This is a genomic window from Halarchaeum sp. P4, from assembly GCF_051195175.1.
GTDB lineage: Archaea > Halobacteriota > Halobacteria > Halobacteriales > Halobacteriaceae > Halarchaeum.
In genome coordinates this window covers 243,946-261,095 of sequence record NZ_JBNTKC010000004.1, presented here as the reverse complement: position 1 = coordinate 261,095, position 17,150 = coordinate 243,946, and the positions used below count along the sequence as shown (strand labels likewise).

Below are 17,150 nucleotides of genomic sequence, written 5' to 3'. Positions count from 1 at the left end.
TGGTGTGATGCAAGATAACACACCTACGGGTACGGACCCGAGTAGCGCACGTGGGGACACCTCGGATACCTCTCTCGGCCGTCGTCGCTTCCTGCAGGCGTCGGGCGTCGCCGGCGCCGTCGGTCTCGCGGGATGTGGTGGGATAATGGGCGGCGGTGGGGGTGGGGGTGGCGGGGGTGGTGGAAACGGAAGCATCACCCTCGACTATTGGACGCTGTTCGGCGGCGGTGACGGGGAGGTGATGAAGGCCATCATCGACAAGTTCAACGAGGAGAAGCCGCTGGGCGAGAACGTCACGATCAACCGCCAGCGGACGCCGTGGGACGAGCACTACAACCGCCTCTACACCGCGATGACTGGTGGGAACCCGCCGGACATCGCCATCTCCCACGCCTCCTACCTGCGGCGGTTCAAACCGACGCTCACCGACATCAGCGGGATGCTCTCCTCGAACGACTACGTCGAGTCGATCCTGTCCGCCTGCAAGATCGACGGCGGGCAGTACGCCGTCCCGCTCGACTCCCACCCGTTCGGCCTCTACTACAACGTCGACCTCCTTAACGAGGCGGGCGTCGAGCCACCCATCGAGAACTTCCAGCAGTTCAAGGAGGCCTGTAACGCCGTCCGCGAGAACACCGACGCGAAACCGTTCAGCCCGGACGTCGTGTGGGGCGGTGGTGGCGGGATGCGCGCGTGGTTCATGGGCCTCCACCAGTACGGCGGGCAGATGTTCAACGACGACCGCTCGGAAGCAGTCTTCGGCGGCGACGCCGGCACGCGCTCGCTGGAGTTCATGGCGAGCGTCTCCGGGGAGCGCAACTGGGACATCCCCGACATCTCGGAGAACCGCGTGACGCAGAGCTTCCAGAACGGGAACGTCGCGATGACGCTCAACGGAACGTGGTACGTCAACGTCATGCGTGACGTGGACTTCGAGTGGGGCTTCGACAAGCCCCACGTCTTCCCCGAGGCCCAGCAACTCCGGGCCTCGACGGACAGCCACACGCTCGTCGTCCCGAAGAAGTCGGACGCGAGCGAGGAGCGCGTGCAGGCCGCCGTCGATGCGGCGGCGTGGATCACCCAGCAGAACCCGTCGTGGGGGGCGAAGGCCGGTCATCTCCCGGCATACAACCCCATCCTGAACGGCGACCAGCTCCGCAACGCCGACATTTGGAACAGGACCCTGCAGCCCTACATGGAGATGGCGCAAAACGACCAACTCGCGTACTTCCCGCAGCTCCCGAGCGCGGACTTCTACGGCAGCTCCAACTGGACGTGGATCTCCGACACGTACGCGCACAACCTCTCGGTCGAGAAGGCGATTCAGCAGGGCGTCCAGACCTGGAACTCGAACGTCCAGTAGACGGCGAGCGCGTCCACACTATCCGTGCGTGGGTGGGCGCCTCTGGCAACCGATAGCGCGCTCTGCCCCGTCTCTCCTCGTCGACACCTCATTCTATAGTGCACTATTATTGCATAAAGAACAGGAACATTTATCATGATATAGTGTCGTAGCACAAGTGTGATGCCGGATACCAAGGAGGAGATGGCGGACTCGAACGCCGAGAGTCGACAGACGTCTGGACAATCCAACCGACGCCGATTCCTGCAAGCGACCGGGGTGGCCGGTGCGGTCGGCCTCGCCGGCTGTACGGGACTTATGGGCGGCGGTGGCGGCGGTGGCGGCGGTGGTGGTAACGGATCGATAGAGCTCAGTTACTGGACGCTGTTCAGTGGTGGCGACGGGGAGGTGATGAAGGCCATCATTGACAAGTTCAACGAGGAGAAGCCGCTGGGCGACAACATCTCGATTAATCGCCAGCGGACGCCGTGGGAGGAGCACTACAACCGCCTCTACACGTCGATGACTGGCGGCTCGCCGCCGGACCTCGCGATTTCGCACGCCTCGTACCTCCGGCGGTTCAAGCCGACGCTCACCGACATCAGCGGGATGATGTCGTCCACCGACTACGTGGACCAGATTCTGAATGCCTGTAAGATCGACGGCGGCACGTACGCAGTGCCGATGGACTCCCACCCGGTCGGCCTCTACTACAACGTGGACATCCTCAGAGAGGCCGGCGTCGAGCCACCCATCGAGAACTTCACGCAGTTCAAGGAGGCGTGTAACGCCATCCTGGAGAACACCGACGCGAAGCCGTTCAGCCCTGACCCGTACTGGGGTGGTGGCGGTGGCTTCCGACAGTGGTTCATGGGCCTCCACCAGTACGGCGGCAAGATGTTCAACGACGACCAGTCCGAGGCCGTCTTCGGCGGCGACGCCGGAACGAACTCCCTGGACTTCCTCGCGAGCGTCTCCGGGGAGCGCAACTGGGACGTCCCCGACATCTCCGCGGACCGCGTCGCCCAGAGTTTCCGGAACGGGAACGTCGCCATGACCGTCAACGGAACGTGGTACGTCAACGTCATGCGCGAGCAGAGCTTCGAGTGGGGCTTCGACAAGCCGCGCGTCTTCCCGGACGCCCAGCAACTCCGTTCCACTGCCGACAGCCACACGGTCATCGTTCCGAAGAAGTCGGGCGCGAGCGAGGAGCGCGTGCAGGCGGCGGTGAGCGCGGCGGAGTGGATTACCCAGCAGAACCCGTCGTGGGGGGCGCAAGCCGGCCACCTCCCCGCGTACAACCCCATCCTGAACGGCGACCAGCTCCGCAACTCCGACCTCTGGAACAAGACGCTGAAGTCCTACATGGAGATGGCACAGGACGGTCAGCTCTCGTACTGGCCGCAGCTTGAGAGTTCGGACCTCTACGCGACCAGTAACTGGACATGGATCACCGACGCGTACTCGCAGAACACCACCGTCGAGAAGGCGATCCAGAACGGCGTCCAGTCGTGGACGAAGAACGTGCAATAGACTGAAGTATCTACTACCATACTGAAAAATCATGTCCGCTATCGACCGTCTGAGAGGAGGTGACGGGATGTTCTCCCTCTCCCGCTCGCGCAAAGAGCTCGTTGAGGGGATCCTCTTCTCGCTCCCATACCTCCTCATCTTCGGCGTGTTCCTGCTCTACCCGCTCGTGATGGGTGGCTACATGAGCCTTTTCGAGTGGAACGCGATCTTCCCCTCGCGCTCCGAGTTCATCGGCCTCGGGAACTACAGCCACCTCCTCTCAGACCCACAGTTCTGGAACGCACTGTTCAACACGCTGTACTTCACCCTGCTCACTGTGCCCTCGATCGTCGTCGTCGGTCTGGGGCTCGCGCTCGGCGTCAACCGGGACATCAGGGGGCGGGGCGTGCTACGGGCGATTTTCTTCAGCCCGTACATCCTGACGGTCTCCGTCGCGGCGGTCGTCTGGACGAACCTGTACTCGACGCAGTACGGCGTGATCAACCACTACCTCGGGATGATCATGTCCAACCCGCCCCAGTGGCTCCAGTCGTATTTCTGGGCGATGCCGTCGATCGCGATTACGACGGTCTGGTGGCTAGTCGGGTTCAGCTTCGTCATCCTGCTTGCGGCGCGACAGAGCGTCCCCGAGTACCTCTACGAGGCCGCACGCCTCGACGGCGCGGGGTCGTGGCGGATGTTCCGGGACGTCACCGTCCCGCAGATGCGTCACGCCATCTTCTTCGTCGTCGTCATTAACGTCATCTGGGCGTTCCAGGTGTACGGTCAGCCGTACGTCATGACGTCCGGTGGGCCCGGGCAGACGACGGAGACGCTCGTCATGTACCTCTACCAGGCGGCGTTCAACCAGCGGAACTTCGGGTACGCGGCGACGATCGGATACGTCCTGACGGCGATCCTCGTCGTCGTGTCCATCCTGAACTACTACCTCCTCGGAGGCGACAATGAGTAACGCAACTACCAACCGGATCGAATCGCGCCTGCCAGGGAACATAGACGTGCGTAGCGTGCTCGTGCACGCCGTCATGTACGGCGCGGCATTCCTGTTCTTGGTGCCGTACCTGTACATGATCTCGACGTCGCTTAAGACGCAGGAGGGAGCGGTTGCCGCGGGGATGAACTGGATCCCGAACCCGGTCACGATCAGCCAGTACGTCGAGCTGCTCACCGGCTCCGGCATCATTCAGTGGACGGTCAACACGATCCTCATCGCGTCGGCGACGACGCTGCTCGTGTTGGTCGTGGACTCGATGATCGCGTTCGCGCTTACGCGCCTCGACTGGCCGGGTCAGCGGTACGTCCTCGGTCTGATCGTCGCGAGCTTCATGGTTCCCGGGTTCGTGAACATCATCCCGCTGTACATGCTCATCTCCGACCTCGGGCTCATCAACAGCTACCTCGCCGTCATCCTGCCGTTCGCGGCGGGTCCGATCGGCGTGTTCCTCCTCGCGCAGTTCTTCCGGGACATCCCCTACGAGATCCAGGAAGCGGCTCAACTCGACGGGTTCTCGAACTTCCGGATCTACACGCGGATGATTCTCCCGCTCTCGCGGTCGATCCTCTCCGCGCTCGCGCTGTTCATGTTCGTCTGGAGCTGGAACCAGTTCCTCTGGCCACTCATCGTTCTCCAGAACGAGGCGATGTACACGCTCCCGATCGGTATCGTCGTCCTTCGCGACACGTTCACCTATCAGCCAGCGCTCACGATGGCGTCCGCGGTCATCGCGTCCGGGCCGCTGTTCATCCTGTTCCTGCTACTCCAGGAGCAGTTGATGTCCGCAGTCGAGATGCAGGGCGTCACGTAGTCCTGCCCGGCCTCCTTTCTCCGCGACCGGTGCCTGCTCGAAGGATAACCTAATTACTGCCGCGGGTGCACACTCGTAGTAATGAGATCAGTCGACACGAAGGCCGTCTATAAATCGTTCTTCGGCGCCGCTCGGTTCTTCTACGAGAACGGCCCGCGTTTCATCGCCGTGAGTGCCCTCTGGTTCGTCTGCTCGCTCCCCGTTATCACGATCGGGCCGGCGACGCTCGGGGCGTACGCCGCGATCGCGTCGCTGCGCGAACAGTACAGCTTCGACCGGGGGCACGTCGTCACGACGCTCAAGCGCCACGGAGTCTCCTCCGTCCTGCTGGCTGCGCTCCCGGTCGTGTTCCTCACGCTCTCCGTCCTCTACACGCGCCAGTACTTCGTGTCGAGCTCTGCCTTCACCCTCGCGCTCGGCGTCGTCACGGCCTACGCCGCCGCGTACACGTGGCTCCTCTCGATACCGACGTTCGTGGGACTCGCGACCGGGAACGACCTCGAGTCGTCGGTCCGTCAGGCGGTTCGCTGGACCGGGCAGAACGCGCTCTCAGCGACGATGATGGGTCTCGGGACGGTTCTCATCGCCGTCGTCGCGGGTCTGATGACGATCGGGTTCGTGCTCGTCTTCGGTGGGATCGCGTTCGCCTTCCACCTCGAAACGCTTCTCGGGCCGCCACAGCGTGAGACGGCGGCCGACGACAGCTGGTCGCCGTACACGGCGTCCCGGCGGGAGTAACTGCTCACCGGCGAGGCCACACTCGGCCATCGTCGACGTCGCGACTGGGCGGGTACTCACTTCGACAGCGCAAAAAGTGGACGAAAGAGTGCGCGAACGCGGTGTTAGGACTGTTGGGCGGCCGGTGTGCTGTCCGATTTCGGGTTGGCCGTGGTGTCCTCGATCATGATGTTCTCCCCCGTCTTCCGGTCGAAGATGTGCATCTTCTCCTCGTTGAAGGTGACCGTGAGGTCGTCGCCCTCGTCGTAGATGTGGTCGCCCATGATCCGCATCGTGAACTCGACGTCGTTCGCGCGGAGGTAGAAGTAGTTGTCGTCACCGACGGGTTCGTGGACGTCGAGCGTCGCCTCGATGGCGTTGACCGAGTTGGAGTCAGCGAACTGGATGTGCTCCGGTCGGATCCCGAGGACGAGTTCGTCGGAGGTCTTCCGGTCGCGGACGCGGTCTGCGACTTTCGAGGAGACTTCGTAGGAGAACGCCTCGCCTTCGAGGCGGTCGCCGACGAGTTCGACGTCGAAGAAGTTCATCGCGGGCGAGCCGATGAAGTCGGCGACGAAGAGGTTCGCGGGCTTGTCGAAGACTTCCGCGGGCGTCCCGACCTGCTGGAGTTCGCCCTGGTCGAGGATGACGACTCGGTCGCTCATCGTGAGCGCCTCCTCCTGGTCGTGGGTGACGTAGACCGTCGTCGTTTCGAGGTCGTCCTGGATGCGCTGCAGCTCGATACGCATGTGTGCGCGGAGCTTCGCGTCGAGGTTCGACAGCGGCTCGTCCATCAGGAAGACTGCGGGGTCGCGGACGATTGCGCGACCGGTCGCGACGCGCTGTTGCTGGCCGCCGGAGAGGGAGGCGGGTTTCTTGTCGAGCTGGTCCTCGATGCCCATCATCTCGGCTGCCTCCTCGACGCGCTTGTTGATCTCCTCCTCGGAGAGGTCGGAGGTGAGTCGGAGCCCGTAGGACATGTTCTTCCGCACGGTCATGTGCGGGTAGAGGGCGTAGTTCTGGAACACCATCGCGACGTCGCGGTCCTGAGCGGGGACGTCGTTTACGGCCTTGTCACCGATGGTCACCTCTCCGCCAGAGATGTCTTCGAGGCCGGCGAGCATGCGGAGTAGCGTCGATTTACCAGACCCAGAAGGTCCGACGATGGTGACGAACTCCCCGTCTTCGATATCGAGGTTGAAGTTGTCGACGGCGACGATGTCGTCGTCGTATACCTTCTTCACGCTCTTGAATCGGACTTCGCTCATGAGTTTCTACCGTATACTTCGCCGGATACTACATAATTGTTCCCCCTAGAAATGCGCGCCCGTGGTCGGAGTCCGTGCCGACGTGGTCGTCCGACCTCCGGCACCCACGCGAGGATTTAAATACATCAATAATGAAGAATACGGTATGCGATTGACGCGCCGCGATGCAGTCGCCGTCCTCGCCGCGAGCGGACTCGCCGTCGGCGGTGCTGCCGTCTACACCACCCAGACCGACTCCGGCGACACCGGGTCCACACGGGACGAACCGCTCGGCACGCTCGTCGCGCTCGCCGAAGTCCTCTATCCCTCCGACGTCAGTGGCGTCGCGGAGTTCGTCGAGACGTACGCCGACGGCCGCCTCGATGCGGACGGCGAGTTCCGCCAGCACGTCACCGACGCGATAGCCGTCGTGAACGCCCGTGCCCGCGAGCGCCATGACGCCGCGTTCCGTCACCTCTCCGAGGACGAGCGAGACGACGTCCTCCGCAGTCTCGGGCAGGAGTACGCCGACCCTGACCCTGGGGGGAGCGAGCGAGAGCGCGTCCGCTACTACCTCGTCAACGACCTCCTCTACGCCCTCTTCTCCAGTCCGACGGGCGGCCGACTCGTCGGGACGGAGAACCCCGCGGGCTATCCCGGTGGGATACAGGCGTATCAGGGAGCGCCGGGACAATGAGTAGCAGCGACACCGCCATCGACCGGACGCCGTCCGAGCGCGCGGACGTCTGCGTCATCGGCGCGGGGCCCGCCGGCGGCCTCGTTTCGCACGACCTCGCGCGCCGCGGCCACGACGTCGTCGTGCTCGAGGCGGGCCCACGGTTCGACCTCGAAAGTCGTATCCAGCGAATGGAGCGCTCCCTCCGCCCGTCGTACGACCGGCAGGACGTCTGGGAGATGGGCGGCGAGCGCGACGCCTACACGTCCTCCGGGAGCGTCCCCTACCCGCTCAACGAGACGCGCGTCAAGGGCGTCGGCGGGACGACGCTCCACTGGATCGGCTACACCCCGCGGTTCCACCCGAAGGACTTCGAGATGCAGTCGCGCTACGGCGTCGGCGTCGACTGGCCGCTCAGCTACGAGGACCTCCGCCCGTACTACGCTGCTGTCGAGTCGGAGATGGGGGTGTCGGGCGGGAGCGACAACCCGTTCGCGCCGCCGCGCGAGGAGTCGTTCCCGATGGACGCGTTCCCGCCGAGCTACTCGGACTCGCTGTTCGCGGACGCCTGCGAGGAACTCGACATCCGCCTGCATTCGGTGCCACAGGCGCGGAACAGCGAGTCCTTCGACGGTCGGAGCCAGTGCGTCGGCTACGGCACGTGCATGCCCGTCTGTCCGTCGGGCGCGAAATACAGCGGGGACGTCCACATCCGGAAAGCCGAGACGGAGGGCGCGCGCGTCATCGACCGCGTGCCGGTCCAACGCCTCGAACACGACGCAGACTCGGTCACGTCGGCGGTCTACGCGACGCCCGACGGGACGGAGCACCGACAGGAGGCGCGCCAGTTCGTCATCGCCCGTGGGGCGGTGGAGACGCCGCGGCTCCTGTTGCTCTCCGAGTCCGAGCAGTATCCGGACGGGCTGGCGAACTCCTCGGGCGCGGTCGGGCGGTACTTCATGGACCACGCGCTCGTCGGGGTCGGCGGCCGCCTCGACCGGCCGACGGGCCAGCACCGCGTCGGGTTCACGACGTCGGTCACACACCAGTTCTACGACCACGAGGAGCAGACGCCGGGGAGTTTCTTCGTCGGCCTGCTCAACTACGCGGGCCCGACGGCCGTCGAGGCTGCGCTCTCCGACGGGTCGTGGGGCGACGAGTTGGCGTCCGCGCTCGAGGGCGCGGTCGGCGGGCACGTCGGGACTGAGGCGCTCGTCGAGCAACTCCCGCGGAAGGACAGCACGGTGACGCTGGACACGTCGCGGACCGACGACCACGGCAACCCGGTGCCGGACGTCTCGTGGACCATCGGGGAGCATGCGGTCAAGACGGCGGAGAAGGCCCTGTCGGTGCAGCGCGACATCATGGACGAACTCGGGGCGACTATCACCTACGAGGCCAACCCGCGCCGGCCGTGGGCTGGGAGCCACCCGATGGGGACCACGCGGATGGGGTCGGACCCCTCGGAGAGTGTCGTCGACGCCCGGTTGCGAACGCACGACCTGACGAACCTCTCCATCGCCTCGAGCAGCGTCTTCCCGACCGGTGGCGCGATGAACCCGACGCTCACCATCGGCGCGCTCTCGCTCAAGGCGGCCGAGCACATCGATGCTGACCTCTGAGCGTCGCGCCGCCGTCTCGCCCCACGGTGTCGCCCCCTCCGAAAGATAGAATAGCACTGCTCGAATCTACACGATAGATAATGCATTGGACGTCTACACACGCACGCGACCCGACGGCCTCTCTGTCCGGGCAGTGGGAGTTCGCCACAGACCCGGCTGACGTCGGCGAGCGCGAGGAGTGGTACGATGAAGACGCAGTCTGGCCGGACGCGCGCGACGTCACCGTCCCCCACTCATGGCAGGAGGCGGACGACTTGCGCGAGTACACCGGCGTCGGATGGTATCGACGCACCGTCGACGTCGACGACGCGGTACGTGAAGCCGACCGCGTCCTCCTGCGCTTCGGCGCCGTCGACTACGAGGCGACCGTCTGGGTGAACGGCGAGCGCGTCGGCAAACATACCGGGGGCTACCTCCCCTTCGCCGTTGACGCCACCGACGCCATCGAGGACGGCGAGAACACCGTCGTCCTCCGCGTCTTCGACCCCGAGGACATCACCGAGATACCGCACGGCAAGCAGGGCGCGCCGTGGTACACGTGCGTCAGCGGCCCGTGGCAGGACGTCGACCTCCTCACGCTCCCCGAGACGCACGTCGCGTCCCTACGCGTCACCCCCGACCTCTCCGACGACAGCGCGACCGTGGACGTCGACGTCGCGGGCGGCGAGGCCGACCACGTCCACGTCACGGTCTCGGACGACGCGGGCGAGCCCGTCGTCAGCACGAGCGCGTCCCTCGCGGGCGAGTCGGCGTCGCTCGAGGTCGCGATTCCCGACGCCGACTACTGGACGCCGGACGACCCCGTGCTCTACGAGGTGGAGGCGCGCCTCAGTTCGGACGGCGAGGTCGTCGACGTCCACACGGACACCTTCGGGATGCGCAGCGTCTCCCACGAGGACGGCGACCTCTACCTGAACGGCGAGCCGTTCACGATGCGGGGCGCGCTCGACCAGGCCTTCTACCCCGACACCTACTACCGGCCCGCGGACCTCGACACCTTCGAGGACGAGATTCGGACCGCGAAGGAACTCGGGTTCAACCTCCTGCGAAAGCACATCAAGCCCGCACACCCCGAATTCCTCGAGCTCGCCGACCGCCTCGGCATCCTCGTCTGGGAGGAGCCCGCGAACCCCACCGTCTACTCGGAGCGCTCCAAGCGCGAGGTGCGCGAGCAGTTCGAGGCGATGGTCGCACGCGACTACAACCGGCCGAGCGTCGTCGCGTGGAGTCTCTACAACGAGGAATGGGGTATCGGCCACCACGAGGACGAGGAACCGCTCTGGACGGACGTCGAGAAACAGGACTACCTCGAGTCCTTCTACGAGGACGCCCGCGCCCTCGACCCGACGCGCCTCGTCTGCGACAACTCGGGGTGGGCGCACGTCGCGACCGACCTGAACGACTACCACGAGTACTTCGTCGCGCCCGACCGGGTCGACGCGTGGCGCGAGAAACTCGAGCACGTCACGGCGAACCCCGAGGAGAACTACGGCGACGTCCGCACCGACCCGGACGTCCCCCTGCTCGTCTCCGAGTTCGGCACGTGGGGCTTCCCCGACCTCTCGCGACTCGACGCCCACTACGGCGGGGACCCACACTGGTTCGCACACGACTTCCTCGAAGGCATGAAGCGCCCCGAGGGTGTTCGGGAGCGCTTCGCCGAGAGCCCCGCCGCGGACGTCTTCGACTCCATCGAGGCGTTCGCGGAGGCGTGGCAGCGCCGCGAGTTCGACTCCCTCGAACCCATCATCGCGGACATGCGCGAACACGACGGCGTCGCCGGCTACGTTCTCACCGAACTCACCGACATCGAGTGGGAGTTCAACGGCGTCCTCGACTACGTCCGCGAGGAGAAGGCCTTCCACGAGGAGTTCGCGCGGCTCAACGGCCCCGTGATGCTCCACCTCTCCCCGTCCGAGCACGCCCGCGCGCCCGGGGAGCGCCTCGCCGCGGACGCCGTCGTCGTGAACGACACGGCCGAGCGCTACGAGGCGATGCTGGAGTGGTCGGCGTTCGGGGAGACGGGTCACGTCGAGGTCAGCGTCCCGCCGCACGACCACGTCCGCCTCGAGGACGCCGTCGACGTCGCCGTTCCCGCGTCGGCGGCCGACGGGACGGAGACGGTGACGCTCTCGGACGGCGAGCGGACGGCGGCACGCGACGTCGCGGTCTTCGACTCCGACCCCGCGGACGTCTCGGTGTTCGTCGAGGACGGCGGGCTCGGCGACACGCTCGCCGACCATGGCTACACCGTGGTCGACACGCCTGGGGACGCGGATGTCACCGTCGTCGCCGCGGTCGACGCGACGCTTCGGGAGTTCGTCGAGCACGGCGGGCACGTCGTCGTCCTCCCGGACGCGGACGGCGAGATGGCGGCCGTCGAGGGCGTCGACTACACCGCGCTCCCCGAGGAGGAGAGCTGGAACCTCTGCGCGGGCGTCCTCTTCCAGGAGTTGCTCCCGGAACTCGAGGCCGTTCCCGGATGGGCGTTCGCGGACCTCTACCCCTACGCGTACGTCTCGAGCCTCGACGCGGACGACGAGGTACCGGTCGGCTACGTCGAAGGGTGGGTGGAGAACGCGGGTGGCGCCGTCGTCTCCCGCTCTCTCGGTGAGGGGCGCCTCGACGTCTGCACGCTCCGGGTGACCGACAGCTACGGTGAGAACGCGGTCGCACGCGCCGTCGTCGACCGACTGCTCGGCGCGGCGTAGCTCGTCGGTATTCCACAAATATTTATTGCGTACTCCGCCCAGTTGCCCGTATGGATTTCGAGCGCGTCTTCGACTCGTTCACGGAGCGGGACTGGCAGACAACCACGGAGGGTACCGTCCGGTTCGCCCTCGTCGGCCTCGGTTGGTGGACCGTTGATGAGGCCATCCCGGCGATTCGCGACACCGACCTCTGTGAGGTCTCCGTCCTCGTGAGTCGCTCCGAGGAGAAGGCACAGCGCTACGCCGACGAGGCGGACGTCCCGCACGCCATCTCGGGCGCGGACTTCCACGACGGCGCGGCCACCGAGCACTACGACGCCGTCTACATCGCGACGCCGAACGCCTACCACCTCCAGTACGTCGAGACGGCGGCGGAGTTCGACAAGGCGGTGCTCTGCGAGAAGCCGATGGCGGAGAGCGTCGAGACCGCCGAGGAGATGGTCGAGACGGCGAACGCCGGTGACATCCCGCTGATGGTCGCCTACCGGATGCACACCGAGCCCGCGGTCCGCCGGGCGCGCGACCTCGTGGAGATGGGCGCCATCGGCGAGCCAGTGCAGGTGTACGGGAACAACTCCCAGCCGCTGCTCTCGATCATCGACGACCCGGACCAGTGGCGGCTCGACCCGGACGCGAGCGGCTACGGGACGTCGATGATGGACCTCGGCGTCTATCCGATCAACACCGCGCGCTTCATCCTCGGGGCTGACCCGGTGAGCGTGCAGGCTCAGATGCACTCCGAGCACGAGGCGTTCGGCGACGTGCCGGACGAGCGCTCGTCGGCGACGGCGCTCTACGAGGGCGGCATCCACGCGGCCATCACGGCGACGCAGAACGCCTACGACGACACCGAACTGACCATCACGGGCACCGAGGGTCAACTGACGCTCTCGCCGGCGTTCCACATGGAGTGTCGCCTCACGCTCGAACGTGAGGACTACGAAGTGACGGCGGAAGCCGAGGAGATAAACGAGATGACCGAGGAGTTCGACTACTTCGCCGACCGCGTGCTCTCCGAGGAGCCCATCTATGCGGACGGCGAGCACGGCCTCTACGATATGCGCGTGCTCGAGGCGCTCCACGAGTCCGCCGACGCCGGGGAGACGGTTCGCCTCGACTAGGTACTCGCGTCCCAGTCCCTTTTTCACGAACCCGCGCTCGTTGCCGGTATTGTCGGACGGACGACGGCGTCACGCGAATATATTACACGAATATGGCCGTCAAGCACTGGTGTGCTAGTCCGACACACCCGGACGAGGTGGCACGGACACGTGTCCGTCCGTCGTCGGCGCGCGCGACCGTGGGAATGCGGCAATGGCCGCCGATACGCCCGGTTTCGCGCCACCCCCTCTCGTTATGTGGTGCCAAAAGCCGGTCTGTTTGCCAATATAGACCACGAATCTGGACGAACCTTTCCGCCAGTGTCGGAACAGAGGTTGGTGTGACAAGAACAGCCGGTTTACGCGGCGCTGACGCGCTCTACTCCGAAATAATGGAACGAAAAAGGGGACCGCGAGTGGCCGTTGGAGCCAGTCGCGTTAGGCGAGCGGGAAGAGCGTCGAGTAAATCAGGATGATGATCAGCGCGGCCACCGAGAGGATGGACGTGACCGCCGTCCAGACCTTCAGCGTCTCGGCTTGCGTGAGGCCACCGATCTCCTTCACGATCCAGAAGCCGGAGTCGTTGTACCACGACGTTGTGATACCGCCAGCGCCGATGGCCATGACGAGGTAGGCCGGGTGGACGGCGAGCTCGGGAACGAGCGGCGCCATGATGCCACCCGTCGTAATCATCGCGACGGTTGCGGACCCCTGCGCGATGCGGATAATCGCGGCGATGAGCCACGCCGTGATGAGGAGGCCGATACCGATACCCTGGAGGGCGTTCGCAATGACCATGCCGATGCCGGAGGCGGCGAGCATCGCACCGAACGCGCCACCAGCGGCGGTAATCGCGGCGATGTTACCACCGTTCTGTAGGGCTTCGGTGAGCTCGTCCTGCCAGACCTGCCGCGGGAAGTCGTCCATCCGCAGGTAGGTGAGCGCGGCGACGACGGCGGCGACCGTCAGCGCGAAGTTCGCGTCACCGATGAAGTTCGTAATCGGCTGGAGGGACGCGAGTGCCGGGTAAACGTCCTTGAACGTCGTGACGACGGTGCCGGCCGCGATGAACGCGACGGCGACGAGCACGGGCAGTAGGGACTCGAAGAAGCCCGGGAGGCTCTCCGTGGACTTCTTCGCCTGCTCTTCGAGGTCCTCGGCGGAGGTGCCCATCGTCTCCCGGAGCGGGATGTCGATGCGGGCGTTGATGAACCGCCCGTAGGCGACGCCGGCGATGAGCGCGGCCGGAATCGCAGTGGCGAGACCGACGACGATGGTCATGCCGAGGATGGACTCGCCGCTCGCACCGAGTTCCTGTGCGACGGCGAGGGGGCCGGGCGTCGGCGGCACGAACGCGTGTGCGGCCGTACCACCGCCACCGACGACGGCGATGTAGAGCGCGTAGTTCTTCCCGATGCGCGCCCGCATCGAGCGGGCGAGCGGCGCCATCAGGTAGAACACGTTGTCGAAGAACACCGGAATCGCGAGGATGGTACTGCTACCCCAGAGCGCGAAGTCGGCGTTGTCGTCCGAGACGAGCGACTGGAACGACCGAACGATGCGGTTGGCCGCACCGGACTCGGTCATCGACTTCCCGATGATGGCGGCCATCAGGATGGGAATACCGATGCCGGTCATCTCCGACCCGAAGTTCGACGCGACGGAGCTCGGTATGGACCCGAACGTGATGTCGGGGATGAGCGCGGCGTTGACGACGCCGACGACCATCGCCGAAATGATGAGGCCGACGAACGCCGGGAGGTCCCACACCACGAGGAGCAGGACGACCACGGAAACCCCGATTAGTAACGCTGCTAGTGCTGGCAGTGTTGCTGGCATACTCTATATCGTGAACGATAATGCATCCCCATAAAAATTATGCAGTATGTATACTACTGTTAGCATTAGTGAATAATGGTTTTTCGTTACTGTCGATAGGTTTAACGGGACGGGCGTTCTCACGCCGACCATGCACAGAGGACTTGTCGTCGTCGAAGAATCGGAAGCGCACAGCGACCTCCTCCGCGAAGCCGCGGAACACGCACGCGGGGCTGACGCTCCACTCACCGTTCTGACGTTCGCCACCGAACGCCACCTCGGCGGAGACGCCGAGAAGTTCGAGGCACTCGGCGGCGTCGAGGGCGTCACCTACGACAACGAGGCGGACTTCATCGACGCGGCCGAAGACGCCCTCGCGGACTACGTCGCGGACGTCCTCGACGGCGTGGACGTCGAGTACGACGTCGCGGTCCGCGTCATCGACGGCGGGTACGGCACGGCGACGCTCGCCGCCGCCGACGACTACGGCTGTGACCACGTCTTCGTTACGGGCCGCCGCCGGTCGCCCGCCGGGAAAGCCATCTTCGGAGACTGGATCCAGCGCGTCCTCCTCGACTTCGACGGCTACGTCACCGTCCACACCGAGTCCGAGGAGTAACCGAACGCGTCCGTTTTTCGCGCCGCGCGTCAGCGCCGTCGCAGTATCGTGTCGTCGCGAAGACCTCCTACTATTTGAATAAAGAAGTAGCTATCGAGTACTACTTCTCGAGTGCCCTTAACGGCATCGGTCCGGCGAATGGCTAGTCTGCGGGCCGCCGTTCAGAGGTCGCCGCGCTCGAAGGCGAGGTAGCCGAGCGCCAGCGGGGCGACGGCCCACGCGACGAGCACCGCGAGCGCGAACCCGGGCGTGGTATAGGCGGCGGTCGTCGGTGGCGACGGGCCGCCGACGACTGCCGTCGTGAGCACCGAGTAGGCCCGCTCGGGGTTGCAGTAGGTGAACGCCGTCGCCCACGTCGGCGTCGGCCCCGTCGGGAAGCGGAAGCCGGCGGCGACGTAGCGGACGAGCGACGGAATCCAGTTCCACGCGGCGACGAACAGGACGTAGGCGAACGCGACGCCCGCGACGGCGCGTCCGGTCGTCCGCGCGGCCGCCGAAATACCGACGCCGACGCCGACGACGGTGACGGCGAACAGGCAGGCGAGCGCCCACGTACCGAGGAACGCCGACGGGTCGAACCCGCTCCCGCCCGCGGCGACGAAGACGAGGAGGGCGAGGAGGAACCCGACGGTGACGGCGAGTGCGAGGACGACGGCACGGCCGATGGCGCTCCCGAGAACGACGTCGCGCCGGGAATGCGGGAGCGAGAGAAAGACCCGGAGCGAGCCGTCCTGGCGTTTGCCTGCGACGACGCCGTAGCAGATTCCGTAGCCGGCGAGCGGGACGATGGCGCTCGCGACGGACGCGAGCAGCGGCGCGACGCCACCACCGCCGCTCGACCCGAGGTAGCCGGCGGCGGCGAACAGCAGACCGAACAGCCCGAAGAGGACGAGCGCGCTCAGCGACCGGAACGGGTCCCGGACGTCGCGCTCGGCGACGACACGCCAGCTCATGCCTCCACCTCCCCTTCGACGCCGCCGGTGTAGGTGGCGAAGAGGTCCTCCAGCGAAGTCTGACGGGACTCGATGTCGAGGAGCGCCGCGCCGCCCTCGCGAGCCGCGTCCACGACGGCGGCTTTGCGTTCGTCCGGGCAGGCGACGGTGACGACGTTCTCGTGGACGTCCACGCCGGAGACGCCCTCGACGTCCCGGACCGCGGCGAGCGCGGCCTCGGGGGGTTCGCGGTCGAGCGTGAGGACGAGCGTCCCGCCGGCGTCGCCGACGGCGTCCCGCAGGTCGGAGATGTGGTCTTCGGCGACGACTTCGCCGTCCACGAGGATGCCGACGCGGTCCGCGACGGCCTCGACCTGTCCGAGGATGTGGCTGGAGAAGAAGACGGTCGCGCCGCGCTCGGCCTCCTCGCGGACGATGTCGCGCATCCGGCGCGCGCCGTTCGGGTCGAGGCCAGTCGAGGGCTCGTCGAGGATGAGGAGGTCGGGCGACCCCGCGAGCGCCGTCGCGAGGAGGAGGCGCTGTTTCATCCCCTTCGAGTATCCCTCGACGTTCCGGTCGGCGGCCTCCGCGATGCCCACCCGGTCGAGGAGTTCGAGCGGGTGGTCGTCGGCGTCCTTCGAGTCGATGGCGAACTGGACGTGCTGGCGCGCGGTCAGGTGACCGGTGAGGCCGTAGGCGTCCGGGAGGACGCCGAGGCGTTCGTGGACGCGTTTCGTCTCCTGCTGGGCGTCGAGTCCGAACACCGACACCGACCCGTCGGTGGGACGGAGGTAGTCGAGGATGACGTCGATGGTCGTGGACTTCCCGGCGCCGTTCGGCCCCAGGAAGCCGAACACCTCGCCTTCCTCGACGGTCAGGTCGATGCCCCGAAGGGCGGTGACGTCGCCGAATCGCTTGTGGAGGGACTGTATTTCGATGGCGGCCATACGGGTACGTCCGGGAGGTGACGCATAGGTCTTGTCGTGGGGCGGGCGGGCGTCAGCGCAGGGTCAGGACGATGTAGCCGA

At 66.0% G+C, this 17,150-nt stretch carries 14 protein-coding genes; 10 read left to right on the top strand and 4 right to left on the bottom strand.

Translation table 11 applies throughout. The features are described 5' to 3' along the window. Window positions 1-7 precede the first annotated feature (7 nt). The 5 genes from ACQUS8_RS14280 to ACQUS8_RS14260 all read left to right on the top strand — a co-directional run bounded on the left by ACQUS8_RS14280 (window position 8) and on the right by ACQUS8_RS14260 (window position 5,418). Window positions 8-1,363, top strand: a complete 1,356-nt coding sequence (locus tag ACQUS8_RS14280) for an extracellular solute-binding protein (RefSeq protein WP_435102282.1) — start codon at window positions 8-10, stop codon at window positions 1,361-1,363. A 162-nt stretch (window positions 1,364-1,525) separates the two neighbouring features. Beyond that, on the top strand, window positions 1,526-2,875 hold the full coding sequence (locus tag ACQUS8_RS14275) for an ABC transporter substrate-binding protein (RefSeq protein ID WP_435102280.1): 1,350 nt from the start codon (window positions 1,526-1,528) through the stop codon (window positions 2,873-2,875). Window positions 2,876-2,906: 31 nt separating this feature from the next. Then, window positions 2,907-3,827, top strand: coding sequence for a carbohydrate ABC transporter permease (locus ACQUS8_RS14270; protein WP_435102278.1), 921 nt, complete (start codon window positions 2,907-2,909; stop codon window positions 3,825-3,827). Next, window positions 3,820-4,680 carry a carbohydrate ABC transporter permease gene (locus ACQUS8_RS14265; protein ID WP_435102276.1) on the top strand — a complete coding sequence of 287 codons (861 nt, stop codon included), beginning with the start codon at window positions 3,820-3,822 and terminating at the stop codon, window positions 4,678-4,680. The genes ACQUS8_RS14270 and ACQUS8_RS14265 overlap by 8 nt, the downstream gene beginning before the upstream one ends. An 81-nt stretch (window positions 4,681-4,761) precedes the next feature. Then, complete coding sequence (locus ACQUS8_RS14260; protein ID WP_435102274.1) at window positions 4,762-5,418, top strand: hypothetical protein; 657 nt, start codon at window positions 4,762-4,764, stop codon at window positions 5,416-5,418. 104 nt (window positions 5,419-5,522) lie between these two features. Here the strand turns inward: ACQUS8_RS14260 and ACQUS8_RS14255 are convergent, their stop codons facing one another. Next, entirely contained in the window at window positions 5,523-6,665 is a 1,143-nt protein-coding gene (locus ACQUS8_RS14255) for an ABC transporter ATP-binding protein (protein ID WP_435102272.1), read from the bottom strand. 145 nt (window positions 6,666-6,810) lie between these two features. Here ACQUS8_RS14255 and ACQUS8_RS14250 point away from each other — a divergent pair, with 145 nt between their 5' ends. From ACQUS8_RS14250 to gfo6, 4 genes are all read left to right on the top strand, one after another. After that, window positions 6,811-7,341 carry a gluconate 2-dehydrogenase subunit 3 family protein gene (locus ACQUS8_RS14250; RefSeq protein ID WP_435102270.1) on the top strand — a complete coding sequence of 177 codons (531 nt, stop codon included), beginning with the start codon at window positions 6,811-6,813 and terminating at the stop codon, window positions 7,339-7,341. Continuing rightward, entirely contained in the window at window positions 7,338-8,942 is a 1,605-nt protein-coding gene (locus tag ACQUS8_RS14245) for a GMC family oxidoreductase (protein WP_435102268.1), read from the top strand. Before ACQUS8_RS14250 ends, ACQUS8_RS14245 begins: the two co-directional genes overlap by 4 nt. Before the next feature lie 80 nt (window positions 8,943-9,022). Beyond that, a complete protein-coding gene (locus ACQUS8_RS14240) occupies window positions 9,023-11,653 on the top strand; it encodes a sugar-binding domain-containing protein (protein WP_435102266.1) in 2,631 nt (876 codons plus the stop codon). A gap of 50 nt (window positions 11,654-11,703) precedes the next feature. Beyond that, window positions 11,704-12,774 carry a D-xylose 1-dehydrogenase Gfo6 gene (gfo6, locus tag ACQUS8_RS14235; RefSeq protein WP_435102264.1) on the top strand — a complete coding sequence of 357 codons (1,071 nt, stop codon included), beginning with the start codon at window positions 11,704-11,706 and terminating at the stop codon, window positions 12,772-12,774. Window positions 12,775-13,191: 417 nt separating this feature from the next. Here gfo6 and ACQUS8_RS14230 read toward each other — a convergent pair whose 3' ends face one another. Next, a complete protein-coding gene (locus tag ACQUS8_RS14230; RefSeq protein ID WP_435102262.1) occupies window positions 13,192-14,592 on the bottom strand; it encodes a GntP family permease in 1,401 nt (466 codons plus the stop codon). 130 nt (window positions 14,593-14,722) lie between these two features. Here ACQUS8_RS14230 and ACQUS8_RS14225 point away from each other — a divergent pair, with 130 nt between their 5' ends. Further along, entirely contained in the window at window positions 14,723-15,190 is a 468-nt protein-coding gene (locus ACQUS8_RS14225; protein WP_435102260.1) for a universal stress protein, read from the top strand. A 161-nt stretch (window positions 15,191-15,351) separates the two neighbouring features. On the opposite strand, the gene ACQUS8_RS14220 is transcribed toward ACQUS8_RS14225, so the two are convergent. After that, on the bottom strand, window positions 15,352-16,143 hold the full coding sequence (locus ACQUS8_RS14220; RefSeq protein ID WP_435102258.1) for an ABC transporter permease subunit: 792 nt from the start codon (window positions 16,141-16,143) through the stop codon (window positions 15,352-15,354). Continuing rightward, window positions 16,140-17,069 carry an ABC transporter ATP-binding protein gene (locus tag ACQUS8_RS14215; protein WP_435102256.1) on the bottom strand — a complete coding sequence of 310 codons (930 nt, stop codon included), beginning with the start codon at window positions 17,067-17,069 and terminating at the stop codon, window positions 16,140-16,142. Before ACQUS8_RS14215 ends, ACQUS8_RS14220 begins: the two co-directional genes overlap by 4 nt. Between the last annotated feature and the right edge of the window lie 81 nt (window positions 17,070-17,150).